20 protein-coding genes and 1 tRNA gene are annotated in these 26,126 nt (G+C 60.1%); 9 read left to right on the top strand and 12 right to left on the bottom strand.

What is annotated here, in order from left to right; all coding sequences use genetic code 11:
- The first annotated feature begins 17 nt into the window (after positions 1–17).
- Positions 18–953: a methionyl-tRNA formyltransferase gene (gene fmt, locus ACQK2G_RS23445; protein WP_425407460.1), complete on the top strand. Its 936-nt coding sequence runs from the start codon at positions 18–20 to the stop codon at positions 951–953.
- A gap of 6 nt (positions 954–959) precedes the next feature.
- On the opposite strand, the gene ACQK2G_RS23450 is transcribed toward fmt, so the two are convergent.
- The 4 genes from ACQK2G_RS23450 to ACQK2G_RS23465 all read right to left on the bottom strand — a co-directional run bounded on the left by ACQK2G_RS23450 (position 960) and on the right by ACQK2G_RS23465 (position 6,254).
- Positions 960–2,918, bottom strand: coding sequence for a GldG family protein (locus ACQK2G_RS23450; RefSeq protein WP_425407461.1), 1,959 nt, complete (start codon positions 2,916–2,918; stop codon positions 960–962).
- 14 nt (positions 2,919–2,932) lie between these two features.
- On the bottom strand, positions 2,933–3,667 hold the full coding sequence (locus ACQK2G_RS23455) for an ABC transporter permease subunit (protein ID WP_425407462.1): 735 nt from the start codon (positions 3,665–3,667) through the stop codon (positions 2,933–2,935).
- Positions 3,660–4,619 carry an ABC transporter ATP-binding protein gene (locus ACQK2G_RS23460; protein ID WP_425407463.1) on the bottom strand — a complete coding sequence of 320 codons (960 nt, stop codon included), beginning with the start codon at positions 4,617–4,619 and terminating at the stop codon, positions 3,660–3,662. Before ACQK2G_RS23460 ends, ACQK2G_RS23455 begins: the two co-directional genes overlap by 8 nt.
- Before the next feature lie 162 nt (positions 4,620–4,781).
- Positions 4,782–6,254, bottom strand: a complete 1,473-nt coding sequence (locus tag ACQK2G_RS23465; protein WP_425407464.1) for a tetratricopeptide repeat protein — start codon at positions 6,252–6,254, stop codon at positions 4,782–4,784.
- A gap of 202 nt (positions 6,255–6,456) precedes the next feature.
- Between ACQK2G_RS23465 and ACQK2G_RS23470 the strand changes: the two genes are divergently transcribed.
- On the top strand, positions 6,457–7,554 hold the full coding sequence (locus tag ACQK2G_RS23470) for a 3-hydroxyacyl-CoA dehydrogenase NAD-binding domain-containing protein (RefSeq protein ID WP_425407465.1): 1,098 nt from the start codon (positions 6,457–6,459) through the stop codon (positions 7,552–7,554).
- A gap of 103 nt (positions 7,555–7,657) precedes the next feature.
- Here ACQK2G_RS23470 and ACQK2G_RS23475 read toward each other — a convergent pair whose 3' ends face one another.
- Positions 7,658–9,880 (bottom strand): methyl-accepting chemotaxis protein, encoded by a 2,223-nt coding sequence (locus ACQK2G_RS23475; RefSeq protein WP_425407466.1) that lies wholly within the window; start codon positions 9,878–9,880, stop codon positions 7,658–7,660.
- A gap of 266 nt (positions 9,881–10,146) precedes the next feature.
- Here ACQK2G_RS23475 and ACQK2G_RS23480 point away from each other — a divergent pair, with 266 nt between their 5' ends.
- The 3 genes from ACQK2G_RS23480 to pcaF all read left to right on the top strand — a co-directional run bounded on the left by ACQK2G_RS23480 (position 10,147) and on the right by pcaF (position 14,133).
- Complete coding sequence (locus ACQK2G_RS23480; protein WP_425407467.1) at positions 10,147–11,334, top strand: fumarylacetoacetate hydrolase family protein; 1,188 nt, start codon at positions 10,147–10,149, stop codon at positions 11,332–11,334.
- 64 nt (positions 11,335–11,398) lie between these two features.
- Positions 11,399–12,838: an aldehyde dehydrogenase family protein gene (locus tag ACQK2G_RS23485; RefSeq protein ID WP_425407468.1), complete on the top strand. Its 1,440-nt coding sequence runs from the start codon at positions 11,399–11,401 to the stop codon at positions 12,836–12,838.
- An 89-nt stretch (positions 12,839–12,927) separates the two neighbouring features.
- A complete protein-coding gene (gene pcaF, locus ACQK2G_RS23490; protein ID WP_425407469.1) occupies positions 12,928–14,133 on the top strand; it encodes a 3-oxoadipyl-CoA thiolase in 1,206 nt (401 codons plus the stop codon).
- Positions 14,134–14,188: 55 nt separating this feature from the next.
- Here the strand turns inward: pcaF and ACQK2G_RS23495 are convergent, their stop codons facing one another.
- From ACQK2G_RS23495 to ACQK2G_RS23520, 6 genes are all read right to left on the bottom strand, one after another.
- Positions 14,189–15,595, bottom strand: coding sequence for a hypothetical protein (locus ACQK2G_RS23495; protein WP_425407470.1), 1,407 nt, complete (start codon positions 15,593–15,595; stop codon positions 14,189–14,191).
- A 260-nt stretch (positions 15,596–15,855) separates the two neighbouring features.
- Positions 15,856–16,788: a collagen-binding domain-containing protein gene (locus ACQK2G_RS23500; protein ID WP_425407471.1), complete on the bottom strand. Its 933-nt coding sequence runs from the start codon at positions 16,786–16,788 to the stop codon at positions 15,856–15,858.
- A gap of 210 nt (positions 16,789–16,998) precedes the next feature.
- On the bottom strand, positions 16,999–17,973 hold the full coding sequence (locus ACQK2G_RS23505; RefSeq protein WP_425407472.1) for a zinc transporter ZntB: 975 nt from the start codon (positions 17,971–17,973) through the stop codon (positions 16,999–17,001).
- 190 nt (positions 17,974–18,163) lie between these two features.
- Positions 18,164–20,656 (bottom strand): TonB-dependent siderophore receptor, encoded by a 2,493-nt coding sequence (locus ACQK2G_RS23510; RefSeq protein WP_425407473.1) that lies wholly within the window; start codon positions 20,654–20,656, stop codon positions 18,164–18,166.
- Between the two features lie 140 nt (positions 20,657–20,796).
- Positions 20,797–21,762 carry a FecR family protein gene (locus ACQK2G_RS23515; RefSeq protein WP_425407474.1) on the bottom strand — a complete coding sequence of 322 codons (966 nt, stop codon included), beginning with the start codon at positions 21,760–21,762 and terminating at the stop codon, positions 20,797–20,799.
- A 97-nt stretch (positions 21,763–21,859) separates the two neighbouring features.
- Entirely contained in the window at positions 21,860–22,375 is a 516-nt protein-coding gene (locus ACQK2G_RS23520) for a sigma-70 family RNA polymerase sigma factor (RefSeq protein WP_425407475.1), read from the bottom strand.
- A gap of 247 nt (positions 22,376–22,622) precedes the next feature.
- Here ACQK2G_RS23520 and ACQK2G_RS23525 point away from each other — a divergent pair, with 247 nt between their 5' ends.
- The gene (locus ACQK2G_RS23525) at positions 22,623–23,969 is read left to right on the top strand and encodes an MFS transporter (RefSeq protein ID WP_425407476.1); all 1,347 of its coding nucleotides are present in this window, start codon (positions 22,623–22,625) and stop codon (positions 23,967–23,969) included.
- A gap of 138 nt (positions 23,970–24,107) precedes the next feature.
- On the opposite strand, the gene ACQK2G_RS23530 is transcribed toward ACQK2G_RS23525, so the two are convergent.
- Positions 24,108–24,183: transfer RNA gene (locus tag ACQK2G_RS23530), tRNA-Ala, on the bottom strand.
- A 349-nt stretch (positions 24,184–24,532) separates the two neighbouring features.
- Between ACQK2G_RS23530 and ACQK2G_RS23535 the strand changes: the two genes are divergently transcribed.
- The 3 genes from ACQK2G_RS23535 to folD are packed head-to-tail and all read left to right on the top strand — an operon-like array spanning position 24,533 to position 26,125.
- A complete protein-coding gene (locus ACQK2G_RS23535; RefSeq protein WP_425407477.1) occupies positions 24,533–24,829 on the top strand; it encodes a YggT family protein in 297 nt (98 codons plus the stop codon).
- Positions 24,830–24,856: 27 nt separating this feature from the next.
- Positions 24,857–25,189: a DUF167 family protein gene (locus ACQK2G_RS23540; RefSeq protein WP_425407478.1), complete on the top strand. Its 333-nt coding sequence runs from the start codon at positions 24,857–24,859 to the stop codon at positions 25,187–25,189.
- 42 nt (positions 25,190–25,231) lie between these two features.
- On the top strand, positions 25,232–26,125 hold the full coding sequence (gene folD / locus ACQK2G_RS23545; protein ID WP_425407479.1) for a bifunctional methylenetetrahydrofolate dehydrogenase/methenyltetrahydrofolate cyclohydrolase FolD: 894 nt from the start codon (positions 25,232–25,234) through the stop codon (positions 26,123–26,125).
- The last annotated feature ends 1 nt before the right edge of the window (position 26,126 follow it).

The following is a 26,126-nucleotide window of genomic DNA, read 5'->3' on the forward strand; positions in this document are numbered from 1 at the left end:
CGGATACGCCCGTCGCCATGGAAAAGACAAACACTCCTCTTCGCGTCGCCTTCATGGGCTCGCCCGATTTCGCCGTTCCCACGCTTGAGGCCTTGCTTGAGCGCGGCCATCAGGTGGTCTGCGTCTATTCCCAGCCGCCGAAGCCGGCGGGTCGAGGCGGTAAGTTGCGCAAGACTCCCGTTCACGAAGCCGCGGAGGCCGCGGGGGTAGAGGTTCGCACGCCGCGGAGCCTGAAGACACCGGAAGCCCTTGCCGATTTTCAAGCGCTCGACCTCGATGCGGCCGTGGTCGCGGCCTATGGATTAATTCTCCCGCAATCGATTTTGGATGCGCCGAAACTCGGTTGCCTGAATGTGCATGCTTCTTTGCTGCCGCGTTGGCGTGGGGCCGCGCCGATCCATCGCGCGGTTCTGGCCGGCGACGCGAAAAGCGGGGTGACGATCATGCAGATGGTCGCCGCGCTGGATGCGGGTCCGATGCTGTTGACGGAGGAAGTGGTTATCACGCCCCACATGACCTCCGCCGATTTGCACGACCGCTTGGCGGAACTCGGTGGGCCGGCTTTGATTTGCGCGCTGGAAGGTGTGGCAGCTGGCACGGTGACGCCGGTCGAACAAGACGAGAGCCAGGTAACCTATGCCGCGAAACTGGCGAAAGAGGAAGCGGCGCTCGACTGGGCGAAATCCACTGAGGAACTGGACCGGCAGATCCGTGCTTTCACACCCTGGCCCGGTGCGACTTTCACCGTGAAGGACGAGGTGGTGAAGGTTCTGGATGCCGCGCCGGCGCCGGGCAATGGACAGCCCGGCGAGGTGCTGGACGATGCGTTGCTGGTTGCTTGCGGAACGGGGGCGCTGCGCCTGAAAAAACTTCAGCGGCCCGGCAAGAAAGCCATGGCCGCTGAAGATTTGTTACGGGGTTGGCCGTTGCCGCGCGGGACGCGTCTCGGCTAGTTCTCCCTAACTCGACACCGACCGCCGCCGGGCACGAAAGATGCCCAGGCCGATAGCGAAGACCGCCACCAGGATCGGTACCAGCGCGATATTGACGAAGCGCAACTTGGCCTGCAGGGCCTCGATATCCTCGCGCAGCTTCAGGTTCACCTGTCGTAGGTTGCGGCGAATGTCCAAAAGTTCCTGCGTGAAGGCATCGACGGCGGCCTGCTGTTCCTCGGTAACGGCGCCGCCGCCGTCCCCTTGACCTTGCTGCAATTCGGCCAGCTTGGATTCGGTCTCCTGCAGTTTCTGCTGCAGGGCCTGTTCCTCGCTACGGAATTGGTCTTCCGCCGCCAGGCGCAGATTGTCGATCAACTCAAAGGGCCGTTTGCCGTTGCGACGGGCGCGCAGACCTAACAGCTCGTTCGATCCTTCGAGGTTTTCCAAACCACTGAGTATGAAGTTCCCATTGTCCATATAGGGAACGGCGACGCGCTGGCCGAAGAAGTTCCGCACATTCACCCAATAGGGATCCTGCGCCATGTCCGCATCCGCAATCAGGATGACATTCAACGGTTCGGCGGACTCCGACAGATGCGGACCAAAATCCGGCCCCTTCGGCTCTTCCGGCGCAGGTTCGGTTTCCGAGGCGTCCGCGCCGTCGGTAGCAGCTTCATCTGATCCGCCTTCTTCCGGGGGCGACTCCTTGACCGGCGGGCCGTCCGGGAAAGCAGTCTTCACATTTCCGGTTATCCGGGCGGCCAGCACATAGCTCTTTCCCGTCGGCTCGTATCCGTCCAGCAGCTTAAGCGGGTCGGGCTTTCGGGTATTGTCCACCGGCACGGTGGTTGCGTCCGTCGTCGTGGTGATCAGCGGCGTCACGGTAACCGTCGCGCCATCCTTCACCTCGATTGACCCTGGTGTCGGCAGTACGAGATCCTTGACCGAGGCCATCACCGCATCGTCCATATTCCGGTTCGCTTCTTTCGGGGCGATCCAGGAAATATAAGGCGCGGCCTTGACCTGCCCTTCGCCGCCGGCATTCACCATGCTGGCCAGACTGCGGTCCCCGATGGTCTGTCCTTGCGGGATCTCGATCCCCCAGGCATCGAAGATTCTCGGCAGGTCGGAGGATTCCGGAACCAAGGACGGCTGACCAGGAGCCAGACGGACACTTGCCGCCGTTTCATTCCACGGATCGGCCAGGATGATCGCTCTGCCGCCGCGCAGCATGAACTGATCGATGCCGTAGACCAAATCATCATCCAGTCCGGCCGGATGAATGATCAAAAGCATGTCCGGATCGTTCTCGATGAGGGACTCCGCGCTCGAAATCCGGCGGGTATCGAAGAAGTCCTGCATCTGGATCAGCAGGTACCACGGGTCCTGGTTCCGGCCGAAGGGATTGCCGAAGACTTCCTTGCTGGAAATCACCCCGACCACGGCCGGTTCCGGATGTGTTGTCCGCCAGATCATCTTCATCAGGTCGTATTCCAGGAATGTGTCCCGGTCCGCCTGAAAGAACGGAATGCCGCGGCTGTTCTCCGGATCGTCCGCGACCGCGTTGACCCCGAAATAGACCTTGTCGCCGGAATCATCGACCGGCACACCCTGAAGACCGAGTTCGACGGCTTCGTCCTCAGCCTCGGAAAACGGCTCGGGATTTACTTTTTCGACGGTCAGGTTGCCGTTCGAGACGGCGGCCATTTCCTGCAGCATATCCTCGATGCGGTTTGCGAAACTCGCATATTGGGGAATACGCCGGCCGAGTTCCTCGGAATAATAGAAGGTGACCGTAACCGGTTTCGGCAGCGTTTCCAGAACGGATTTGGTGCCCTCGGACAGCGTGTAGAGGCGGTCCTGCGTCAGGTCCAGCCGCACGCCGACAATCTTGTCGGCCCCGACATTAACTACGATGAAGACGACGACCGCGGCGAGAATGCCGGCGATCCAGCCGCGGCGGTGAAGGAAAATGTTGCTCATGCCCTTCTCCCTCCTCAAGCGCCTTTGAAACGATTGACCGCGACCACGTTGCAGAACAGGAACAACGAGATCAGCGATGCGAAATAGACAACGTCGCGCAGATCGACGACGCCCTTGATGATGTTTTGGAAGTGGTCGAGGAAGCTGAGCGATCGGACGAAGGCGAGCACCCCTTCACCCGCCCAGGCCGCAAAGAAGTTGAGCACCAACGGCGCGCCGCTTGCGGTCAGCACGAAACAGACCGCGGTCGCCAGTACGAAGGCGATGACCTGGCTGCGCGTCACGGCAGACAGGAAGCTGCCGACCGCGAGGTAGCCGCCCGCCATGAAGAAGCTGCCGATATAGCCGGCCAAGGTCGCCCCGTTATCAGGTGTGCCCAGGTAGTTGATCGTGATCCAGATCGGGAAGGTCAGCGCCAGCGCGACACCCGCGAAGGCCCAGGCGGCAAGGAACTTGCCGATGACAGCCTGGGTCGTCGTGATCGGCAGCGTCATCAGCAGTTCGATCGTGCCGGCATTGATCTCTTCCGCCCACAACCGCATGGAAATGGCCGGGATCAGGACGACATAGAGCCAGGGATGAAACTGCAGGAAAGCGTCCAGATCGGCCTGGTCGCGTTCGAAGAAGGCGCCGAGGTAGAAAGTGAACGCACCCGCCATGAGCAGGAAGATGACGATAAAGATGTACGCGAGCGGCGTGGCGAAATAGGACGCCATTTCGCGCTTCAGGATGATCGCGATGTTACGCATCGTTGCCTCCCGATCCGGCTTCGATCCGGGAAAGCGCATGCCCCTGGGTGATCGACCGGAAGACGTCGTCCAGTCGGCCTCGTTCCAGTTGCAGCGCGGTAATGTTGAGCCCGTTGTCCCGCAGGCATTGGGAAACCGCGTTGGCGATCGGGCCGCGGTGATGCGAGACGCAGAACAACTGTTCGCCTTCCAGAACGACCCGGCCGATTTCCGGCAGGTTCTCCAGCAGCGCCTTTGCGGTGGCCATGTCCCCGTCGACACCGACCCAGACACCGTTATGGCGTTCCGACCGCGCCTCCAGCTCTGCCGGCGTTTCGTCCGCGACGACCCTGCCGCCGGCGATGACGACCGCACGGCTGCATACCGCCTCGACCTCTTCCAGGATATGGGTGGAGACGATGATCGCCTTCTCACCCCGCATGGTATCGATCAGTTTACGGACCTCGTGCTTCTGGTTTGGGTCCAGACCATCGGTCGGTTCGTCCATGATCAGGACGGCGGGATCGTGCAGCAACGCCTGCGCCAGGCCCACACGGCGCTTATAGCCTTTGGACAGCGTTCCGATCGGTTGCGCCATAACGCCGGCCAGATTGGCCTTTTCCGCCGCCGCGCTGACCCGGTTGGTCGCCTCCTTGCCGGAGAAACCGCGAATATTGGCAGCGAAATGCAGGAAGCCGTCCGGTGTCATGTCCGGCCAGGCGGGGGCGCCCTCCGGCAAATATCCCAGCGATGCCTTCACTTTAACCGGATCGGTGCGGACATCGTGCCCGCAGACCCGCGCGGTTCCTGCGCTCGGCGCCAGAAAGCCGGTGATCATTCGCATTGTGGTGGTCTTGCCCGCGCCGTTCGGCCCCAGGAAACCCAGGACCTCTCCCTTCGACACGGTGAACGTAACGTCGTTGACGGCCGTCTTCGGCCCGAACGTTTTCGTTAGATGGTCGAGTTCGATCATCTTGCTATCGTGACCTCTGAGGTTCGATTGTTTGTGCGACGGCCCCGATTTCACCATGGCTGGCTTGGGGCCCGCGATGCGCCAGACATTGGGGCGAGAAGCCGGTATTTTCAAGATGCAATTGGGAACAGGGGCACCTGTGGGAACAAGGCACGGCACCAGCTACCCCAGCAGGGCGGAAACTTTTTGGGCCAGTCGTTTCATTACGTTGCTCCAGGGTTCGCGTTCGGCCGGACGGAAAAGCCGGGCGGACGGGTACCAAGGCGTTGTTTCGTCATCCAGGCCGAAACACCAATGCGGCGTATGCGGCAGGACGACCCAGACGGGCCGGTCCAATGCCCCGGCCAGATGAGCGATCGGCGTCTGGGTGCTGACCACCAGCGGCATTTGATGGACCACCGCCGCACTGTCGACAAAGGCACCCGGTCCTTCGTCCAGCTCAGCGCCAAGGTCCAGCACGTCGAACCCGCATTCTCGGATTTCACGCCGGGCCTCGCCTTTTTGGAGGGAGACCAGATGTATGCCGGGAATTTCGGCCAGGGGCTTGAACGCGGCAAGCGGGATATCCCCTTCACCGCCGGACCAGCAAACTCCAACGGCCACACCTGATTTCGGAAGACGGGACCGCCATGGGGCGAGGGCGGCGGGATCCGGCCGCAGATACGGGACCGATGAAGGCACATCCGCGGCCTCCATCCCCGTCAATTGCGGGATCATCGCCAGCGGTGCGCCGACATCCGCCACGCTGGGTGGCGGCTCGGCGAGGGAAGTCACGCTTTCCAGCCACCGGCATCCATGGAGCAGTTCGACGAGGGAAGGGCGGCAACGGACGATAATTCGTCCCTCTCCGCAGGGGCCGCCCGGGCGCAGCAGGCGGATCAGCAGCAGGGTTTCGGAAAATCCGCCGTCGCAATCGACCAATAAGGTACGACCGTCCAGCGCCGCCCCTTCCCAAAGGGGTATATCGGGATGGACCGTTTCCCAGGCGGCATCGCGCCAGCGCCATTCCATTTCCCGAAACCCGCCGGGATAGTCGCCGGCCAGAAGCAGCATTTCTGCGATACGCAAGTGCGCGACCCGGTTTTCGGGATCCAGCTTTACGGCGCGGCGCAGGTTCTCTGCTGCCTCGTCCAGATTGCCGACCAGGGCCTGAACGTCGCTCAACGCCAATAAGCCCGACGTCGAACCGGGATCGGCGGAAACCTCCGCGCGGAAGGCGCGGATCGCGTCCTCCGGCCTGTTCCGCTCCAGATACAGGATGCCGAGAGAATGGTGTGCGCCGGGCAGTTTCGGCGCCAGGGAAGATGCCCGGATGAAGTCCTTTTCCGCCTCGTCCAGTCTGCCCCATTGCAGACGGGTCTGGCCCAGGCTGACCAGAAGTTCAGGATTCAGCGGCTCCCGTTCCAACCCGGCGCGAAGCACCGCTTCCGATTCCGCGATCCGGCCTTCGCGGCGCAGCGCGATACCCAGATTGTTCATGGCGGCAACGGAATCGGGGTTCTGCAGTAGGATGGCCCGCCAGGCGCGAATGGCGCCGTCAAAATCGCCGGATGTCTGACGGTCCAGCGCGATGTCGAAGGCGCGTTTGAGGCTGCTTTCCCGCGCTTCCTCCGAAATGTTGCTGTCCTCATCCACCCGAATTTGGCCCCTGGTTCGGCAGCGACGAAATAGAGTTGTGCCGCCTGCTTCGACAATGCCGCAGATTTAAGCAGGATTCCCTGGATGCCCGCCAGCACCGTGGCTCGACAAGCCAAATCCCTATCCTTATTGTGCGCCGCGACAAACGAGGGACGCGCCGAACCGTTACGGCGCGTCGTAGCGAGAGGGAAATCGACCAATGGTATTCAGCAAAGTCGGCATTATCGGCGCGGGGACAATGGGTTCGGGAATTGCCACGTCACTGGGGCAGCAGGGCGTCGACGTCGTCCTGGTGGATACCACGGCGGAAGCGGTGGAACGCGGCAAGGGTGCGGCCAAGAAATTCTATGATCGTGCGGCGGATAAGGGGAAAATGTCCGCTGATGATGCAGCTGCCTGCTACGCGCACATTTCCGGCAATACGGATTTGGCGGCGCTTGGCGATTGCGACCTGATCATCGAGGCTATTTTCGAGGAACAATCGGTCAAGGAAGAGATGTTCGGCCGGCTGAATCCGCACCTGAAGCCAGAGACGGTGGTGGCGACGAATACGTCCGCCCTGCGCGTTTCCGATCTTGCCGAAGCGGTTGACGATCCGACCCGATTCCTGGGGCTGCACTATTTCAACCCGGCGGCGATCAACCCGATCGTTGAAGTGGTAAAGGGTGAAAAGACCGATCAGGCAATCTACGACCGGGCGCTGGAGTTCTGCCGTCAGACGGCAAAGAAGCCGATTGCCTGCAAGGATTCCTTCGGTTTCGCGATCAACCGTTTCTTCGTGCCCTATGGCAACGAAGCGGTCCGGTTGTTGGACGAAAGCGCCGGCAGCACGGCGCAGATCGACCGGGTCGCGCAAGAATGCATGGGAGTCGCGGCGGGGCCCTTCCTGGTCACCAATCTGGTGAAGCCGAAGATCATGTTCCACGCGCAACGGAACCTTGGTCCGCACGGTGCGTTCTACACGCTGGCGAAGTCCCTCGCGGAAAAGGGCGACAGCGATTACGAGTTCGAAATCGGTGAGGACGCATCCGGTGACGCCGCGTCGGACAAGGTGATTGCCGACCGCTTGATGGCGGCAACCTTCTTCCCGGTGCTGCAGGAACTGGATGAAGGAGTCGCGACCGCCGCCGATATCGACATGGGCGCGGGCCTTGCCCTGCGTTTCGGAAAGGCGCCGTGCGAGTTGATGGACCAGCTTGGCAAGGATGAGGTTGCGCGGATCGTCTCCTATGTAACGGATACCTACGGTCATCCGATGCCGGCCAGCCTAGAAAAGGTGGGCTCCCTCCGCAGCTGACACGGGCGCGTTTGACCGAGATAAAGATCGGGCCGGTCCTGCTGGACCGGCCCGATTTACTTTTAAGACCTCTGGCACGCCAATCCGGCGGGGAGATCCCAGACTAGTTCTTGCGTCGGTTCTGCGGGACCGGAATGTCCTCTTCTCGTCGATCGACTTCCGGTGCGGCCGTGCGGATCACTTTGACCAGCTCCGTCTTCAGCGAGCTGATGCTTTCGGCAAGGCTGGAGGAATGCTCCGACACAGACCCGGAAATTTCATCAACGCGGCTTGCTTCCTGCGACACTTCCGCGATCCGTTCCGAGACCTCTCTTGCGCCCGCCGCAGCCTGCGATACGTTTTCCGCGATTTCCCGCGTTGACGCGCTTTGTTCTTCGACGGCTGCCGCGATACCGGCGCTGACGCTGTTTACTTCCTCGATCGTCTTGGCGATCTCGCTGATCGCTTCGACGGCTTGGGTGGTAATAGCCTGCATCTGCCCGACCTGACTGGTAATGTCGGCAGCGGATTTCTGGGTCTGACTGGCCAGGCCCTTCACTTCACTTGCGACGACGGCGAAGCCTTTTCCTGCCTCGCCGGCACGCGCGGCCTCGATCGTTGCGTTCAAGGCAAGCAGATTGGTTTGTTCCGCGATATCGCTGATCAACTGAATGACGCTGCCGACATCTTCCGCCGCCTTCGAAAGCGAGTTGACGATTTCGCGTGTCCGTTCTGCTGATTGCGCAGCGGAGGAAGCGATCGAGGTCGAATGTGCGACCCGTTCGGAAATTTCACTGATCGCGGAACTCAACTGATCCGCCGCACTTGCCACCGAATCCGCGTTCACAAGGGATTCTTCGGCTGCCGCCGCGACTGTCTGAGCGCTGCTCATCACGTTGCTGCTGGCGCCGGTCATTTCGGTGGCGTTCGACGCCATTTGGGCAGTAATGTCGCTTACCACGCCTACGGCTTCCTGAACCTGGACCTCCACCTTCTCGGCCATGACGCGAAGAGACTCGGCCTTCATTTCGGCGGCTTCGTCTTCCAGTCTTTTCTGTTCCGCCGCGAGTCGCGCGTTTTCGATGGCGTTCACTTTGAACACTTCGACGGCGCGGCCCATCGCGCCCAACTCGTCATGGCGAGTGGCTGTCGGGATTTCGACATCAGTGTTGCCGGCCGCCAAGGTACCCATCGTTTCAGTCAGTTGATTGATCGGACCGCTGACGCGGCGGGATGCGAAGACGGCGATGACACCCACGATCAACATGATGCCGAGGGCGACGGAAATCTTCGTGGCGACGATGCCGTCGACGGCGGCAAAAACCTCGTTGTTGTCGGCTGTAACGATCAGGGCGTAACGCGTCCCCATGAAATCGACCGGTTGATATTCGATCAAAGACATCTTGCCTTCGAAATCCGCTTCTATAGAGCCTTCCTCTCCCGCCAAGGCCGCATCAACCACCGGGACGTCGATTTCATGCTCGAGAATCTCGTTTCCGTTCGAAAAACGTCCGTTTGACCGAGCAAGTTTGTCCTTCCCGACCAGCAGGACATTGCCCGTTTCACCCAAGCCTGTTTCGCTGGCGATCAGTTTGCTGATTTCGTTAGCGGGCGTCTTGAACGCCACGACGCCCAGGAATTTTCCGTCGCGCAGGACCGGCATGCTGATGAAGCTGGCCGGGGCATTGTCACCGGGCGCATAACGCGTGAAATCGAAGAATGCCTGGAAGTCAGGACGGGCGTTATCTCGGGTTACCCGAAATGCCTCTGCGAGCTGCGTGTCTCTATACTTCCCGGTGAGGATGTTCGTGCCGAAGTCTGATTTCTTGTTAACCGTGTAGAGAAGATCGCCGACGGCGTCGAAAAGATAGACGTCTCCGTATCCCCGCTCCGCGGCGAACGAGCGGAACCAAGGATGGTATTTGCCATGCGCGACGGAATAGGACGAACCGTCCTGCGCCGCGTCCAACATGGCCTTTTTGTCTTTCGGGTGAGGGTTGTCCTTGATGTACAGTTTTTGAAGAGTTTCCGCCTGGCCTTCGCCAAACGCCTTCCAGCCGTCCGTAAGGTCGGCGATTGCGTCCTGCGTATAGGGCAGCGTGGCAACGTTTTTCAGGTCGGATCGAACCGAGTCCAGATAGACTAAGAGTTCGTGCTTGCGACCGTGCCCCAGCGTTTCGAAACGATGAGCCGCGGCGTCATGAATCTGATTGATTGTGGAGAATACGCTGTATCCCCCCAAAGCCATGGCCGTGACGATGACCGGCACCACCATCATCGCGATGATCTGTTTCGATAAGGACCAGAAACCGATCGAATTTTCAGACGCTGCGGTATTCTTGCTCATTCTTCGCTCCAAACGATTATCATTCTGTCATCCCCAGCGACCCGAAATGCGGGCGTGCCAAACCCTGCACCCTTTCCCGTCAGGCACAGCACCATTTGACTAGGGGAATAATATGAAGAAATTACTAATTTCTCTTAATCAGATACCTTTGGACGTTTCCTGCCGAATGACGGGATATTTTCCTCAGACAGGTGCAAGCTTTTCCCTGATGTCGCATGCGATGGCTTGATTCCGTGACGGGTTCTCTTCATCAATAAGGCATGAAGATGTCAGACAACATACTTCCTGAAGACGCGGCAGAGGCTTCGCTGGTCGGACGGGTTTGGGTGCCGGAATTGCTTTCCGCGTCAGGGGAGGAGATTCCAGGGGGCGGGCCCTGCGTGGTCCTGGTGCGAGACGGCGTGGCGCTGGATCTCACGCCGCATACCCCAACGATGGCGCATCTGCTGAATCACCCTGAACCACTCAAACTGCTGGAGGCCGAGGACCTGGCGCCGCTCGGACCGATCGGCGACATCATCGCCAACAGCCAGCCGGCGGGACGAGACCCACGGAAACCGTATCTGCTGTCGCCTTTCGATCTTCAGGCGCTGAAAGCCTGCGGTGTTACCTTCGTCCGAAGCATGTTGGAACGGGTGATCGAAGAACAGGCCAAGGGGGCGCCGGAACGGGCCGCGGCCCTGCGTGAGGAGTTGAGCGAGGTAATCGGCGCGGAAATCCGGAATATCAAACCCGGTTCGCCGGAGGCCGCGAAGGTCAAGGAAACCCTCTCCGAAAAGGGGCTTTGGTCGCAATATCTGGAGGTCGGTCTGGGCCCGGATGCTGAGGTATTCACCAAGGCCCAGCCGATGGCCTCGGTCGGCGCCGGAGCGGATGTGGGATTGCACCCGTCCTCGACCTGGAACAATCCGGAACCCGAAGTCGTCATGGTTGCCCGCGCGGATGGGGTCATTGTCGGCGCGACGCTCGGCAACGATGTCAATCTGCGGGACGTGGAAGGACGCAGCGCGCTGCTGCTTGGGCGCGCCAAGGACAATAACGGGTCCTGCGCCTTGGGACCCTTCATCCGTTTGTTCGATAGCGGCTTCGGCCTGAACGATGCCAGGGCGGCGGTCGTCGCCCTGACCGTTGAGGGCGAAGACGGGTTCGTCCTGAAGGGCGATAGTCATGCGGCGGAAATCAGCCGCGATATGGCGGATCTGGTTTCCCAGGCCTTCGACTGTCATCATTACCCGGACGGTTTGGCGCTTTTCACCGGGACGATGTTCGCACCGATCCAGGACCGCGATGCGCCGGGACAAGGCTTTACCCACAAGATGGGGGACATCGTCACCATTTCCTCGCCCCGGTTCGGGGCGCTCGTGAACCGCGTCGGCAATGCGGGCGAGATTGCGCCGTGGACTTTCGGCACTTCCGCCCTCATGGATAATCTCGCCAAACGCGGCCTGCTGTAACAACACCGATACGCGCCGATCGTATAGTGCGCGTCAGAATATCTGCTGGAGGGAGTTCAAGAGTATGACCTTACATCGCAACCTGATCGCGGGTGCCTGGACCGAGGGCGCCGACGAAACCCAGAACATCAACCCGTCGAACCTGTCCGACGTTGTCGGCGTTTATGCCCGCGCGGACGAGGCCCAGACGGAACAAGCCATTCAGGCGGCGCAGGAAGCGTTCAAGACCTGGCAATTCTCGACCATTCAGCAGCGTCATGACGCGCTTGAATTCATCGGCAATGAAATCATTGCCCGGAAGGAAGAGCTCGGGAAACTGCTTTCCCGCGAAGAAGGGAAAACCCTTCCAGAAGGAATGGGCGAGGCCGTCCGTGCCGGCCAGATCTTCAAGTTCTTCGCCGGAGAGTGCCTGCGGATCGAAGGCGAGAAGCTGGATTCGGTGCGTCCCGGTGTCGGCGTCGAGATCACGCGGGAACCGATCGGCGTCGTCGGTATCATCACGCCCTGGAATTTCCCGATCGCCATCCCCGCCTGGAAGATCGCGCCGGCGCTGGCTTACGGTAACTGCGTCGTGATGAAACCGGCCGATCTGGTGCCCGGTTGCGCCTGGGCTCTGGCGGAAATCATCTCCCGCTCCGGTATTCCAGACGGCGTGTTCAACCTGGTCATGGGCCGGGGCAGCAAGGTTGGCCAAACCTTGTTGAACAACCGCGGTGTGGTTGCGGTCAGCTTCACGGGATCGGTCGCGACCGGTTCCACGGTGGCGCAGGCCTGCGCGGCCCGCGGCGCGAAGTTCCAGCTTGAAATGGGCGGCAAGAACCCGCTGGTCGTGCTGGACGATGCGAACCTGGACAATGCTGTCGATTGTGCCGTTCAGGGTGCCTTCTTCTCGACCGGCCAACGGTGCACCGCATCCTCGCGCCTGATCGTTACCGAAGGCATTCATGACAAGTTCATCGATGCGGTAAAGGCCCGTTTGGACAAGACGGTGACCGACGATGCGTTGAAGTCCGGCGTGCAGATCGGCCCGGTCGTCGACAAGGATCAGTTGGATCAGGACCTCAGCTATATCGATATCGGCAAGAAGGAAGGCGCCAAGCTGGAAACAGGCGGCGAATTGCTGAACCGCGATACGGAAGGCTTCTATCTGGCGCCGGCGCTGTTCACCGAAGTGACCAACCAGATGCGGATCGCGCGGGAGGAAATCTTCGGGCCGGTCGCTTCGGTCATCAAGGTGAAGGACTATGACGAGGCCCTGGCCGTCGCGAATGATACAGATTTCGGCCTTTCAGCCGGGATCTGCACGACGTCGCTGAAATTCGCTTCGGATTTCAAACGCAAGAGCCAGGCCGGCATGGTCATGGTCAATCTGCCGACGGCGGGGGTCGACTATCACGTTCCCTTCGGCGGACGGAAGGCTTCCAGCTACGGTTCGCGTGAGCAGGGGCGGTATGCGGATGAGTTTTACACCACCGTGAAAACGGCATACACCTTGCCGCTATAGGCGGTCTGCACTGAAATAAAGGGGGATCCGCTTGGATCCCCCTTTTTTCGATCAGGACCGTAAGGATAGACAAAAATATGGAGAGGAAGATGACCGAAGCCTTCCTGTGCGACGGTATTCGTACGCCTATCGGCCGCTACGGCGGCGCGCTTGCCAAGGTCCGCACGGACGATCTGGCCGCCCACCCCCTGAAAGCCCTGATGGAACGCCATCCCAACATGGATTGGGCCGCGGTCGACGATGTGATCTACGGCTGTGCCAACCAGGCGGGTGAAGACAACCGCAATGTCGCCCATATGGCGAGCCTGCTTGCCGGACTGCCGGAAAGCATCCCGGGTGCCACGATCAACCGGCTGTGCGGGTCCGGCATGGACGCCTGCGGCACCGCCGCACGGGCCATCAAATCCGGCGAAGCCGATCTGATGATCGCCGGCGGCGTTGAAAGCATGACGCGTGCGCCCTTCGTCATGGGCAAGGCGGATTCGGCCTTTTCGCGCAGTGCCGAGGTCTATGACACCACGATCGGCTGGCGTTTCGTAAACAAGCTGATGAAGGCGCAATACGGCGTCGATTCCATGCCGGAGACGGCTGAAAACGTTGCCGAGGATTATCAGGTCAGCCGTGCCGACCAGGACGCCTTCGCGCTGCGCAGTCAGCAACGCGCCGGTGTCGCCATGGAAAACGGCAACCTGGCCGAAGAAATCGTCGCCGTGCAAATTCCGCAGCGGAAGGGCGATCCGATCATCGTTTCCCAGGATGAACACCCGCGTCCGGATACGACACCTGAAGCGCTGGCGAAACTGAAAGCGCCGTTCCGCGAAGGCGGTACGGTGACGGCCGGCAATGCATCCGGCGTCAATGACGGGGCGGCTGCGCTGCTCATCGCTTCCGAGGAAGCGGCGGGCCGGCACGGCCTGACGCCGATGGCGCGGATCGTCGCCATGGCGACCGTTGGTGTGCCGCCGCGGGTCATGGGGATCGGTCCGGCCCCGGCGACGCAGAAAGTCCTGGCCAAGGCCGGACTGACCATCGGCGACATCGACGTGATCGAGCTGAACGAAGCCTTCGCGGCTCAGGGCCTAGCGGTCATGCGCCAATTGGGCCTGCCGGACGATGCGGAACATGTGAACCCCAATGGCGGGGCAATCGCCCTCGGCCATCCCCTGGGGATGAGCGGTGCACGGCTGGTGCTCACCTGCGCGAAGGAATTGCAGCGACGCGGGGGTCGCTATGGTTTGGCGACGATGTGCATCGGCGTCGGTCAGGGCATCGCGACGATCATCGAACGCGTCTGACACGTGTCGTGAAATCGGATTGGGACGGGCCGGGCTGGAGCAGCGCCGGCCCGTTCTAGTTCTGAACCTGGTTCTTTAGATAGGCGTCGGGCAGGAAGATGACCTTTGCGCGCTCGATCAGGTTTTCTATGCGGTTCGGGTCGACCCGGCTGACAAGCACATAGATGCCGCGCTTGCTGCAGAAATCGTAGACTTCCCTGAAGGAATCCAGTTCCGCATCGGACAGGGCGGAGGTCTTCTGCATATCCACGCGCAGGAAGGATAGGGCTTCCGCGCTCAACAGTTGGGCCAGCACCGCGGGGCAGTAGACCAGATCGGAGATATCCACCATGACATACTGGGTGGACAGAAGATTGGCGGCGTCCTGTTGAAGTTCCTCATCCAGTTCGCGCAGACCGACGGGCATGACCATCAGGTCGAACTGATCCCATTCGGCCTTGTCCAAGAACATCAGGGATGCGGCATGGATGGGGACGCAGACCGGAATATCCTCCGGTTTTGCCCGGGTTACAGCCTCCAGATGCGACCGAACGATGTCCTGCAGCATTGGCCCGCCTTGTTTGCCGCCGCCGTTCCAGCGCCGCAGTAATTCGGGAACATCGGCCATGCCGATACGGGTGTCCGGGGCGCCCCATTGGACGGCAATACTGATTTTTGGGACGGCACCGGCTATTGCGGCGGTAACCTGTCCGCGGGCCATTTCGTAACCGTCGCTCAGTTTATGTGTGCCGGACCCCAAATTGACGCCGGGTTGCGCGGCGGCGGCCAGAACACCGGATGCCATTTCCATCCGGCTCGCGGCATCGAGCGTATCGTCGGCAAGATCGAGGCTGTAGGTCGATAGGTCTCCATGCCCTTCCATGCCGTCGGCAATGGCACCGCCAATATCGCCAGCGCTCGTTTTGTCGTCATGCAGGACAACGGAACTGCCGTCGCTGATCCGGCAGACTTCGCCATCCGAACGTTCCGAGAGCAGGGCGTGGAGTCGGTCACCGGCCTGGGCCGTGCTAACAGCGTCGCCGCTTTCGACGGAAAAAATCGACATCACGGCGGCCTGATTGGAGTCGATCGCCGCCTGCAGCTTGTTCTCGAAGGATTCCATCACTTCGTTGAAAGCGTCGGAATCCGCCATGGAGTTGATTGTGAGGGGATCTTTCCGCTTGGCGGCGAGGCGTGTGAATTTGTAGCGGCCACCCTCGAAAATCGGAGCGGCGAATACCGTAGCATCGCTTTCCTTACCGGAACTGGACACTAGCGTGACTTCGAATCGCAGAGGGGCTTGTCCCTGTTCCACGTCAAACAGAATGTCGCTTACGACCTGCCGGTCCCGATCGGCGACGAAGTCCAGGAACTCACGGTTCAGGACTTGTGGTCCGTCGGCCTCAAGCAACGACCAGGTTTCTCCCTCCAATTGGATGACCTGTCCGTCTACGGAGACATTGGCGACAAAATCGAAAATCACTGCGTCGGCTTCCCTGAATGACGTAATATATGTGGTATTTGGCCCGGTTGATATCCAGGCCGTTTCAACCGAACCGGCGATCCCTTGGCAGATTCGCAAAGATGGTGGCAAGATACCGCAAATATTATAGGGCTTTCTGGTTTAGAAACGGTTAACGGCTGAGTTCTCGGCCTCGGCACGGCAAAGAAAAACGCGCGGCTTTGATCAAGCCGCGCGTTTTGTCATCTGGGACCGTCAAAAGCCCATTCGAAGAAAGTTGTCTACGCCTTTCGCCGGCGGGCCGTCATGCCGCCCAGCGCGGCAATGCCCGTCAACAACAGCAAAGCGGCTGCGGGTACGGGAACCTGCGACACGGGGATGTTGCCATCGTAAAGCGGCGGACGGACCTCCGCGTCCTGATTCAGGTTGAAGGAGACCAGGGTGCCGTTCAGGCCGCCACCGCCCAGTGTAACGTTCGCGAACGGGGCTAGAACCGAGTAATTGAAGGTCGAGTTGATGGTCAGCGTCGTGGCTTCGTAGAAGTTGAAGATGACCGAACTCTGCGTGAGGTTCGCATTAACGCCGATTGTAACATTGGCGCCGCCGACATTGATCACGGTGGTCACGCCCGGATCGGCGGTGATGCCATGGAACGTCCCGGTTTTCAGGACCGACCCGTCTATGTCGAAGACCGCGACCCCGCTGCTATCCGCGACGGATTGAAAGCTGATGTTGTTCTGGTCCGACGTATTCGCGGTACCGCCGGTAGGGGCAAATCCCGCCAATTCGGCCGAGAAGGATTGAAAAGCGCTGGTGATTTCGGCGACGGGGATGCCGGCCACCCCTTCGCTCTTCGTGCTGCCGCCGTTCAAGCCCAGATCCCCCGGATCGGACCCGCCGATGACGGCATGACCGCCGTTCAGATTGACCGCGCTCGCATTGATATCGCCGCCGACGATCAGGCTGCCGACAATGCCGTTGCCTAGATCCACATTGGCGAGCCCTCGTGGATTAACCGTCGAGCCGTTTCCATTGTAATCGCCGCCGACATAGAGGGTGCCTTCGGTTTCAACATTCGTGGTCAAGTCGTTGAGCACGATGTTGTTGAAGCCTTGAAGCAAATCCCGTGCGGAAACACCGGCTGCCTGCGCCGGCCCCGCCGCCGCCATGGCACCGAAAAGAACCACGGCAAGAACGGTCTTGCGATTGGACATGAATATCACCTTGAAAGATCGTGTTTGGAAATAAGACAGCCATACTGTCCAAAATATTTCAGTGATTGGTATCACTCATTGGAATGGCGGGCAGCATCGTTTGTGCTAAATTTTACTGTTAAATGTTGATGGTTGTTTGCATTGGCAAGGCAAGGTCAACGATCCGTGGCCGGACCGCATCATCTGTTCATCTTTGATATTTTTCATCCATCAGTTGAACCATTTCAGGTATCTGAATGCCGCGATTTGCAAGGCGGCCATTACGACCAAGCCGAGACAGAGAGCACCGAAAGCCCAGGGTGCGTCGGCCAAGGGTATGCCTGCGACATTGACGCCGAGAAGACCCGTAACGAAGGATAGCGGCAGGAAGAAGACGCTGAGAATCGCCAGCACGAACATGTTGCGGTTCAGTTTATCGGACAGACGGGTCAGCCACTCGTCGTGGAGGATACCGGCCTTTTCCCGGAAGGCGTCCAGGTCTTCCACATATCTGAGGACGGCGTCATGCGTTTCCCGGGCATGTTCGCGGATATCCGGCCGGTTTCTTTCCTGCAGTACCTCCAGCCACCGCTGCAAGGCGTCGCGTTGCGGGGCCAGGTAGCGCCGCAGTACGATGGATTGGCGCCGCGCTTCCGCCAAGCGCGACCGCAGGTCGTCATCCGTGCCTTCGATCGCCAGTTCCTCTATTTCGTCCACCTCATCGTTCAGGTTGATCAGGCTCAACCCGATGTCCCGGGAAAGGTAGGATGCCAAACGGCTGACCAATTCCTCCACGGAGGCGGGAACATGGCCGGCCTGCATTTCCAGGACCATGTCGTTGATGGCCTCGATCCGCACCCGACGCATGGTGATTAATCGGTTCTTCTCGATCCACATGCGCAGCGAAATCATCTCATCCTGCTGCATACCGGGTTTTGGGTTGATCCCACGCAGGTTCAGGAAAATGCCCCCGGCGAAAAGGTTGAAACGCGGCCGGGTTTCGGGCGCCAGCAGGGCTTTCATGACCAAAGGATCGATATCCGGGTCGTTCTCGAGGAATTCTCGCGCCTCAGGGCGCGTCCAATCGAAATGAAGCCACTCGAAACCGCCATCGAATTCAGCGGGTTCGCCATAGTTCAGGTCCTTGAGGGTCTGAGGGCCGACCGCAAATCGTCTGACCGGATCCGGAACGGTCGTCTGCAGCATTGCATGCTCCAATGGGTTGAATTCACATCGGCGGGGATACTAGGCCGATTCCGGCGGCAGGAATAACAGATCACGGCTTGGCCGCGGCGAAAAGAATCCGGCGGCGGAGACGCCTTGTGGACGCCTTCGCCGCCGTGTTTCCCCGGAATATTATCCCGGTCATGCGAGAGCCTGGAGAGAATAGAATTCTCTAGAAGTCAGCCGAAACGGAAAGTTTCGCCGTAAGGGGCGCGCCCGGCGTCAAATAGCCGCCCTGTGCCGAGGCCCAGTAGTCGTGGTTGGTGAGGTTTTCGATATTCAGGCGGAAGGCCACGTCCCGACCGTAGATATCTTGGACAGTTCGCGCACCCACATCCAGCCGTGCCCAACCATCGACCTCGAGTGTGTTTGCCGCGTTCAATTGCTGATCCCCCGTAATCAGCGTTCTGGCTGAAACCGTGGTTCGATTCAGGAAGGGAAGGTCCCATTCCATGCCCAGATTGGCCTGAACGCGCGGCACGCCGACCGCGTCGTTGCCGTCATTCGTGCCGCCCGCGGTGTTCTGCAACTCGGCCTGGGTATAGGTGACCCCGCCGAGCAGTCGGATGCCCTTCCAGGGTTCGCCGAACATGGTGACCTCGACCCCGCGGTTTTCCTGTTCGCCGTCGACGCCGAAGATATTCGTCGCGGGATCTGTGATGCCGCTGGGTTGCGTGGTCTGGAAAACGGCGAAGCCGGCGCCGAAATTTCCCTGATCCCATTTCGCACCCAGTTCCCATTGCACGGATTGGAACGGCGGGAAGATCTCGCCTGCATTGGCGGCGCCGCCCGGCGCGACTTCACCGACGGACAACCCTTCGATCCGGTTCGCGTAAAGCGCCAGACTCTGCATTGGGTGAACGACGAGACCGACGACGGGCGTCGTCGCGGATTGGGCGATATTCTGCGTCTCGACGAAGGTGTCCCGATTGAAGTTCTCCGAATGGATGTGCTGATACCGGAGGCCTACCGTCAGGGCGACTTTCTCCTCCCAGAAGGACAAAGTGTCCGAAACGTAATAGCTTTGAAGCGTCGACTCGGAGACTTTCGGCAGATCGTTGAAGTCGCCGCCCGAAAACGACGTAGCGGGCCTGTCGAAATCGACCGGGTTGAAAATGTTGGTGGTGACGGTGTTGCTGAAGTCGAAAGAATTCCTGTTGATCGTCTTCAGCGCCGCGTAACCGAATCCGAATTGATGACGGACGGGGCCGGTGGCGTAGTCACCGCGAATTCCGACCTGTCCGCTTTGGTTCGTATCCTCGCGCGGGACGATCAAGCTCGAGATCGTGGCATCGCCGGCGGCATTGATGACGGTCGGTGTCGCGAAATCGCCGTCCTCCCGCAAGTCGCGATAACCCACCGTCGCATGCGCGGTCAGGGAGGACAGAATGTCGTATTCGCCGGACAACTGGGCATAACTGTCGCGCATTTCCGAAAAGACAAAGCCCGGCGCGTAGTTGCTGCTGCCCTTGGTCGCGTCCGGAACTGTGGTGGTGTTTACCCGGACGATGGATTTACCCTGGTCGATACGATGCCGTTGCGTGGCGAGGTCCAAGGTCGCGCGGGCGCGTTCCCCATCATAGTCCAATGCGACATGGCCCAGATGCATGTATCGCTGCTCGTTGTCGATGGCCGTTTCGCCATCCCGCACGGCTGCATTGACGCGAATGCCGAAAGCGTTGTCATCGCCGAAACGACGGCTGACATCGGCATGCCCGCCAAGCCGGGTGGTTTGCTCGTAGCGCGCGGTGAAGCGGGTCAGCGGTGTATCGCCCGCCCGTTTGGGGACGAGGTTGATACCCCCGCCGATCCCCGTATTGCCGGGCGCAACCCCGTTCAGGAAGGCATTGGCGCCTTTCAGAACCTCGACCCGGTCGAACATTTCCATGGAGACGATCTGTCGTGGCGCGTTTCCATACATGCCGTCGATGGCGATGTCCTCGCCGCTCAGCGGGAAGCCGCGGATGACGAACAGTTCCTGATAGTTGCCGAAGGCATATCCGGACCGCACGGAAGGATCGTTCGCCATCACGTCCGAAATCGTTTCGGCCTGCTGATTATCGATCGTCTCTTCCGTATAGCTGGTGATGCTGAAGGGGACATCCATTGCGTCCTGGTTGCCGAGGACGCCGAGCTTGCCGCCTGTCGCCACCTGACCGCCGGCATATTTCTCCGGCTTGTTGCCCAGCGAGGAGGTGCTGGGAGCAACGCTCGTCACCACGCGCACCGGGTCGAGGACCGCGGTTCCTTTCTCCGTGGCGGGCCGTTCCAGGGCAACGGTGCCGTCTTCGAGGAATCGCCAGTTTATTCCTGAACCGGACAATAGTCGTTGCAAAGCCTGCTCGGCGGTCATGGACCCGGTGACAGCGGGGCCGTCCCGACCCTCCAGGATTTCCGAATTCAGGGTGATCTGAATTCCTGCCTGCCGGCCGAAATCGGCCAGGGCGCCACCCAATGGCTGGGCGGGAATGTCGAAGACATGCGTCTCTGTCGACTGTGCGATCTGTACCGCTTTGTCACGGGCACCTGTTAACGTGCCGGCCGTGGCATGATCCGATTGGCCGGCCGCCAGCGCCAGTGCGGTCGCGGAGCAACAAAGCGCCTTTCGGAGGGTGCGTTTTGTCCTTCTTGCCTTGGCGGTATCGCCGAAGAGCATTTCATTCATCGTTACTGTCCTGCCCAGGTTAAATAAAACTGCAATTAAGTCGCAGTCGCTATATTCGGAGGACGAACGACACTTCACGTGTTTCAAAACTTTTTTGGCTGAGAGACCGGCCTGGGCCGTTGAGAGGCTGTCCGAAATGTCTAAAGGGATGAAATAACCAAAAGCCAGGGCGAGAGTTTGCGCAGTTTCAGACCATGCGGATAAAGCGCGGCCCGCAGGGCGCTCTCGGGGGATTCGAGATTGTATACACCGGTAACCCGATAGTCGTCGAAGCTACCCAATGTCATCACCGTGCCGTCGAAATAGTCATCCAGTTGGTCGATAACATCCTTCAGCGGCCGGTCATCGACGGAGAGCCGCCCTTTCCGCCACGACGCAACCGCACCGGTCGTCGTGACGCCCTTGACGGTCCGCCCGCCGTCCTGAGTAACCCGCAGCCATTGCGCGGCGTGGAGCTTGTGCCGAAGTCCGGCGTCGGCAAACGAAACGCCGACAATACCGTGTTCGACGGCGACCGTGCTGCCGGCGGTCTCCCGGCGGACTTCGTAAGCCGTTCCGAGCGCTGTACTCTCGACTTTGTCGGAAAGAATGGAAAAAGGCCTTGCCGGATCCGGTTCCACCTCCGCGAAGACTGCGCCTTTGAGTAAGCGGATCCGTCTGTTTTCATTCGAATAATCGACTTTGACCGCACTCTGCGCCGCGAGATGGATCGTGCTGCCGTCAGGCAGCGTGGCTTGGGCGGTTTCGCCGGTTCCCGTCACGATATCTCCATCGAATCGAACCAGGAGGTCCGGCAGGGTGAAGACGGCTAGAAACACTGAGGCGGCAATGGCGAGGCCGGCAATTAGCCTTCCGGGCCGACGGTTCTTCCGCGGGAATTCGGTTACATTTCCTGCTGTCGTATTGGGCCGTTCGCCAACCTCGCCGACAAGGGACCAGACCTCCTGGACCTCGGCCCAAGCGGCACGGTTGTCCGGATGCTCGGATAGCCAGATTTCGAACGCCTCGGCGCGCTCCGCCGACTCCGGCTCCTCCCGCAGCCGGATCAGCCAGTTCATTGCCGACTCTCGGCAATTGTCGGTCTTCTCGCTCTCGAAAGTAGACATTTTTATCCGCGGGCTTCTGGGTCGACAGGCGCCGGTGTCGCCGCCTCGTTATTCAAGACGAATAAGGCGGTCAAAAATTCAGCGGAAACGGGAGAAATCATTTTCGCGCAGCCTTGCCACGACGGATCCGTTGCCGGCAGTGGTCAAGCCCATCGAAGACCAATTTATGGGCGAGACCGACGGAAATCCCAAAATGTGCGGCGATATCTTTCAAGCGGTAATCGTGAAACCGGTACAGTTCGACGGCTTTTCGTGTCCTCTCGGGAAGTTCGTCTAGTGCGGCGGCGACCTGCCTCAGGTCCTGCCGTCCCGAAAGCGTCTCTTCGGGTGATGTGGTCGACGCCGATAGAACGTTGTCGTCCGGCAGAGCGGTAAAGGTTCGCCGCTCGAAGGTGGAACGCCGGACGATGTCCAGCGCCAGATTGCGGACAGTCCGATACAGATAGCCTAGGGGCTGTTCGACCGCGCCTGTCGCCTCGGGCCGATTCAAGCGTAACCAGGCTTCCTGGACCACATCTTCCGCGGCTTCACGGCTGCCGATGATGCCGGCCGCATAGTCGATTAAGGCGGCGCGCTGCTCAGCATATACCGCCAGCGCTATCTTTTCCTGCACCACGTTGACCGCTCACCCCCATAAGCGACAGAGGAATGCCCAAGGACATAATTGCAAGTAATTCGCAGTAGCGTTTATCAGGCAATCTGATGCTTTACAATGCCGAGGATATCGAGGGCCCGACGGAGAAGAGCTTTTCGGCTGCGGCGCGATTGGCCTGGCTTGCATTTACGTGAGGGCATCGGCCACAGTATCCGATGACCGCCGCCGACGACCGGGATTTATCAATTATGGGCCGACCACTTTTATGACCGCGACCGTAGCCCCCATCGCCGCTTTGTTACTCAGTGTCGCCCTGTTGCTCATGGGGAATGGGCTTCAGGGTACGTTGTTGCCTGTCCGTGCGAATATCGAGGCCTTCACCCAGATCGATATTGGGGTGATGGGCTCGATCTATTTCTTCGGATTCGCGATTGGTTGCTATTTCGGTCCGCACCTGGTCCGGCGGGTGGGACATATTCGGACCTTCACGGCGATGGTCGCGATCGCATCGAGCGTCGTGCTTGGCCATTCCATGATCATAGAGTCCGTCAGTTGGTGGGTCATGCGCGGCATGACGGGGTTCTGCTTCGCGGTTCTGTACCTGGTGATCGAAAGCTGGCTCAACGCGAAGTCCACCAATGAGAACCGTGGCTTCGTGTTCTCGATTTATACGATCATCAACCTGACCGTCATCACGGTGGGGCAGATGCTTCTGATCGCCGACAGTCCGCGAGCCTTCACCTTGTTCGCATTGGCTTCGGTCCTCGTGTCCCTGGCGGCGGTGCCGGTCGCCCTGACCACGGCACCGGCGCCGCCACCGGTCGCGACGGTCAAGATCCGGCTCTTGCGCCTCTATAAGCTTTCGCCTGTCGGGGTCATGGGCTGCCTTGCCGTTGGCTTGGCTAACGGTGCCTTCTGGTCCCTAGCACCGGTTTTCGCGCAGGAGCTTCTCGGGGGCGTTGAGAACATCGCCATTTTCATGAGTGTCGTCGTCATCGCGGGCGCGGTAGGCCAATGGCCGCTCGGGTGGCTCTCCGACAAGATCGACCGCCGTAAAGTCATCATGACCGGCGCCGCCGGCGCGGCTTTGGCGGGGGCGGCTTTGACGATTCTAGGGCCGGCATCCCCCGGTTTCATAAAGCCGCTGGCCTTTGCGTTCGGGTTCTTCGCGTTACCGATCTATGCCCTCTCGGTGGCCCATATGAACGATTTCGTGGATGTGGACGATTATGTCGAAGCAGCGGGGGGGCTGCTCCTTGTCTTTGCCGCAGGGGCGGTTCTGGGGCCGATCTTCGCCTCCGTGGTCATCGAGCAAACCGGCATCATGTATTTGTTCCTGTACACAGCGGTTATCCACGTGTTGATCGGCGGTTTCGCGCTGTATCGAATGTTCAAACGGCACCCGGCGCCGGACGAGGAACATGTCGCTTTCGCCGACTCGCTTCGGGTCGCGCAAACCGTGGCGAATATCGAGGAACTGTCGACCGCCACGGATACCCATGCGGCCCACGGGGTCTCGCGTGACGAGCAGAGGCATGATGGGAAAAAGGATGGAGCAGAGCCTGTCGACGGAAGCAAGCCGCCACGGCCGCCGGCGGCTGACACGGAATGATCAAGGATGATGACGCGCAAACGCGCGGGAAAGTCTTCGCGCGATATAGCGACGGGTGTGCAGAAAGTCTGAAATCGTTGCAATACCGATCTGACGATCGATTTCCTGATTGCCTTAGCGCTTCGCCGCGTAAGGGCTTGGTGGAGCTGAGGGGAATCGAACCCCTGACCTCGTCATTGCGAACGACGCGCTCTCCCAACTGAGCTACAGCCCCATCTCGGAAAATCCGGAACCCGGATCTTCGTCCCTGGCGTTCCCTGGTGAAGGAACGGGACCCGAAGACGCTGTAAAGGGCGCCCCCGAATTCGCGCGGGAATATGTTTAGGGCGGCGGGGCTTGTCAAGCCGAATAGAACGAAGATCCGCCCCTATATTCATGCCGGACCGGTGAGGCCGAAATACGGTGACCGGCTTTTTCCGGCAAATTACCCGCCTCCGTAAGCTTGCGGCGGGCAGGGGGCGCCTTTATCTATTGGAAAAGGTGCAGTTTCCACGGGATGATCGGCATTCTGACATGGCGCGGGAAGCGGGACCGAAGCTGATTCGTATGAGGACCGATTGAACATGGAAGTAATCCTGTTTTCGCTGATCCAAGTTATCCACATAGCGCTGAACCTTTACCTCTGGTGCATCATCATTTCGGCGGTGTTGAGCTGGCTGGTCGCGTTCAACGTGGTCAATACATCGAACCGCTTCGTCTACATGATCGGCGACTTCCTGTATCGGATCACCGATCCGGCCCTGCGGCCGATCCGTCAGTTCCTGCCCAACTTGGGCGGTATCGACATCTCGCCGGTGATTCTGATTTTCATCATTTATTTCCTGCAAAGCCTGCTGGTCGGTTTCGCTGCCCGCCTCTAAACAGGCGACAGCCGGGGGAGTCGTCGCATGTCGAATTCGGTCTCCCCGGTATCGGCAAGGGCGGACGGGGTAACTGTATCGATCCGTTTGACGCCGAAGGCTTCCGCGAACCGTATTCAGGGACTGGCCCACGAGGCGGACGGAGGTTGCGTGTTGAAGGCCGCCGTCACGGCTGCACCGGAAAAAGGCAAGGCCAATGCCGCGCTGATCAAATTGTTGGCCAAGGCGTGGTCGCTGCCGAAAACGTCGCTTACGGTCATCTCCGGCACAACGGACAGAAATAAAGTTTTGCACATCGACGGCGACCCGGCCGTGTTGACGAAACGGATCGGGGATGCCCTGAAAGACCTTTCGGGTTAATCACGCACAATGATCAGTCGGCATGGCCGATCGGGGGAAAAGATGACGGACGCGAAGATCATCGACGGAAAGGCTTTTGCCGCGGATGTCCGCGAGCGGGTGAGAAAGGCCGTGGCGGGACTGAAGGCCGATCACGGCATCACGCCGGGCCTGGCCGTGGTCCTGGTGGGCGAGGACCCGGCCAGCCAGGTCTATGTCCGTAACAAGGGCAAGCAGACCGTTGAAGCAGGCATGAACAGTTTCGAATACAAAATGCCGGCCACCGTCAGCCAGGACGAATTGTTGGCAAAGGTGAGGGAGTTGAACGAGGACCCGGCGGTCAACGGCATATTGGTACAACTCCCCTTGCCGGATCATATGGACGATCAGGCGGTTATCACCGCGATCGACCCGAACAAGGATGTGGACGGTTTCCACCTGGTGAATGTGGGGCGCCTGTCCGTCGGGGCGCAGGATGGCCTCATCCCATGCACGCCGCTCGGCTGTCTGTTGATGCTGAAAGACCATTTCGGCGGCGATCTCAGCGGCAAACGCGCCATTGTCGTCGGCCGCTCGAACATCGTAGGCAAGCCGATGTTCAATCTATTGCTGCAGGAGAGCTGCACGGTCACCGTCGCGCATTCCCGTACAGATGACCTGCCGGGCGAATGCCGCCGTGCGGATATCGTGGTGGCTGCGGTCGGTCGACCGGAAATGGTCAAGGGCGATTGGATCAAGCCGGGTGCCGTGGTGATCGATGTCGGGATCAACCGGATCGACAAGCCGGATGGCGGCACGCGCCTGGTCGGCGATGTAGAATTCGACAGCGCCAAGGCCGTCGCGGGGGCGATCACGCCGGTCCCGGGCGGGGTCGGGCCGATGACCATCGCCTGCCTTCTGCGGAACACGATGACCGCCTGCTGCCGGCAGAACGGCGTTCCCGAACCGGCGATGTAAG

This window comes from Hwanghaeella sp., from assembly GCF_965227365.1.
In the GTDB taxonomy this organism is placed as follows: Bacteria; Pseudomonadota; Alphaproteobacteria; order UBA8366; family Aestuariispiraceae; genus Hwanghaeella.

What these genes read in the sequence shown, in the direction of transcription:
- fmt (WP_425407460.1), top strand. Translation starts at nt 18, where the DNA reads ATGGAAAAGACAAACACTCCTCTTCGCGTCGCCTTCATGGGCTCGCCC.
- ACQK2G_RS23450 (WP_425407461.1), bottom strand. Translation starts at nt 2,918, where the DNA reads ATGAGCAACATTTTCCTTCACCGCCGCGGCTGGATCGCCGGCATTCTC.
- ACQK2G_RS23455 (WP_425407462.1), bottom strand. Translation starts at nt 3,667, where the DNA reads ATGCGTAACATCGCGATCATCCTGAAGCGCGAAATGGCGTCCTATTTC.
- ACQK2G_RS23460 (WP_425407463.1), bottom strand. Translation starts at nt 4,619, where the DNA reads ATGATCGAACTCGACCATCTAACGAAAACGTTCGGGCCGAAGACGGCC.
- ACQK2G_RS23470 (WP_425407465.1), top strand. Translation starts at nt 6,457, where the DNA reads ATGGTATTCAGCAAAGTCGGCATTATCGGCGCGGGGACAATGGGTTCG.
- ACQK2G_RS23475 (WP_425407466.1), bottom strand. Translation starts at nt 9,880, where the DNA reads ATGAGCAAGAATACCGCAGCGTCTGAAAATTCGATCGGTTTCTGGTCC.
- ACQK2G_RS23480 (WP_425407467.1), top strand. Translation starts at nt 10,147, where the DNA reads ATGTCAGACAACATACTTCCTGAAGACGCGGCAGAGGCTTCGCTGGTC.
- ACQK2G_RS23485 (WP_425407468.1), top strand. Translation starts at nt 11,399, where the DNA reads ATGACCTTACATCGCAACCTGATCGCGGGTGCCTGGACCGAGGGCGCC.
- pcaF (WP_425407469.1), top strand. Translation starts at nt 12,928, where the DNA reads ATGACCGAAGCCTTCCTGTGCGACGGTATTCGTACGCCTATCGGCCGC.
- ACQK2G_RS23500 (WP_425407471.1), bottom strand. Translation starts at nt 16,788, where the DNA reads ATGTCCAATCGCAAGACCGTTCTTGCCGTGGTTCTTTTCGGTGCCATG.
- ACQK2G_RS23505 (WP_425407472.1), bottom strand. Translation starts at nt 17,973, where the DNA reads ATGCTGCAGACGACCGTTCCGGATCCGGTCAGACGATTTGCGGTCGGC.
- ACQK2G_RS23510 (WP_425407473.1), bottom strand. Translation starts at nt 20,656, where the DNA reads ATGAATGAAATGCTCTTCGGCGATACCGCCAAGGCAAGAAGGACAAAA.
- ACQK2G_RS23515 (WP_425407474.1), bottom strand. Translation starts at nt 21,762, where the DNA reads ATGTCTACTTTCGAGAGCGAGAAGACCGACAATTGCCGAGAGTCGGCA.
- ACQK2G_RS23525 (WP_425407476.1), top strand. Translation starts at nt 22,623, where the DNA reads ATGACCGCGACCGTAGCCCCCATCGCCGCTTTGTTACTCAGTGTCGCC.
- ACQK2G_RS23535 (WP_425407477.1), top strand. Translation starts at nt 24,533, where the DNA reads ATGGAAGTAATCCTGTTTTCGCTGATCCAAGTTATCCACATAGCGCTG.
- ACQK2G_RS23540 (WP_425407478.1), top strand. Translation starts at nt 24,857, where the DNA reads ATGTCGAATTCGGTCTCCCCGGTATCGGCAAGGGCGGACGGGGTAACT.
- folD (WP_425407479.1), top strand. Translation starts at nt 25,232, where the DNA reads ATGACGGACGCGAAGATCATCGACGGAAAGGCTTTTGCCGCGGATGTC.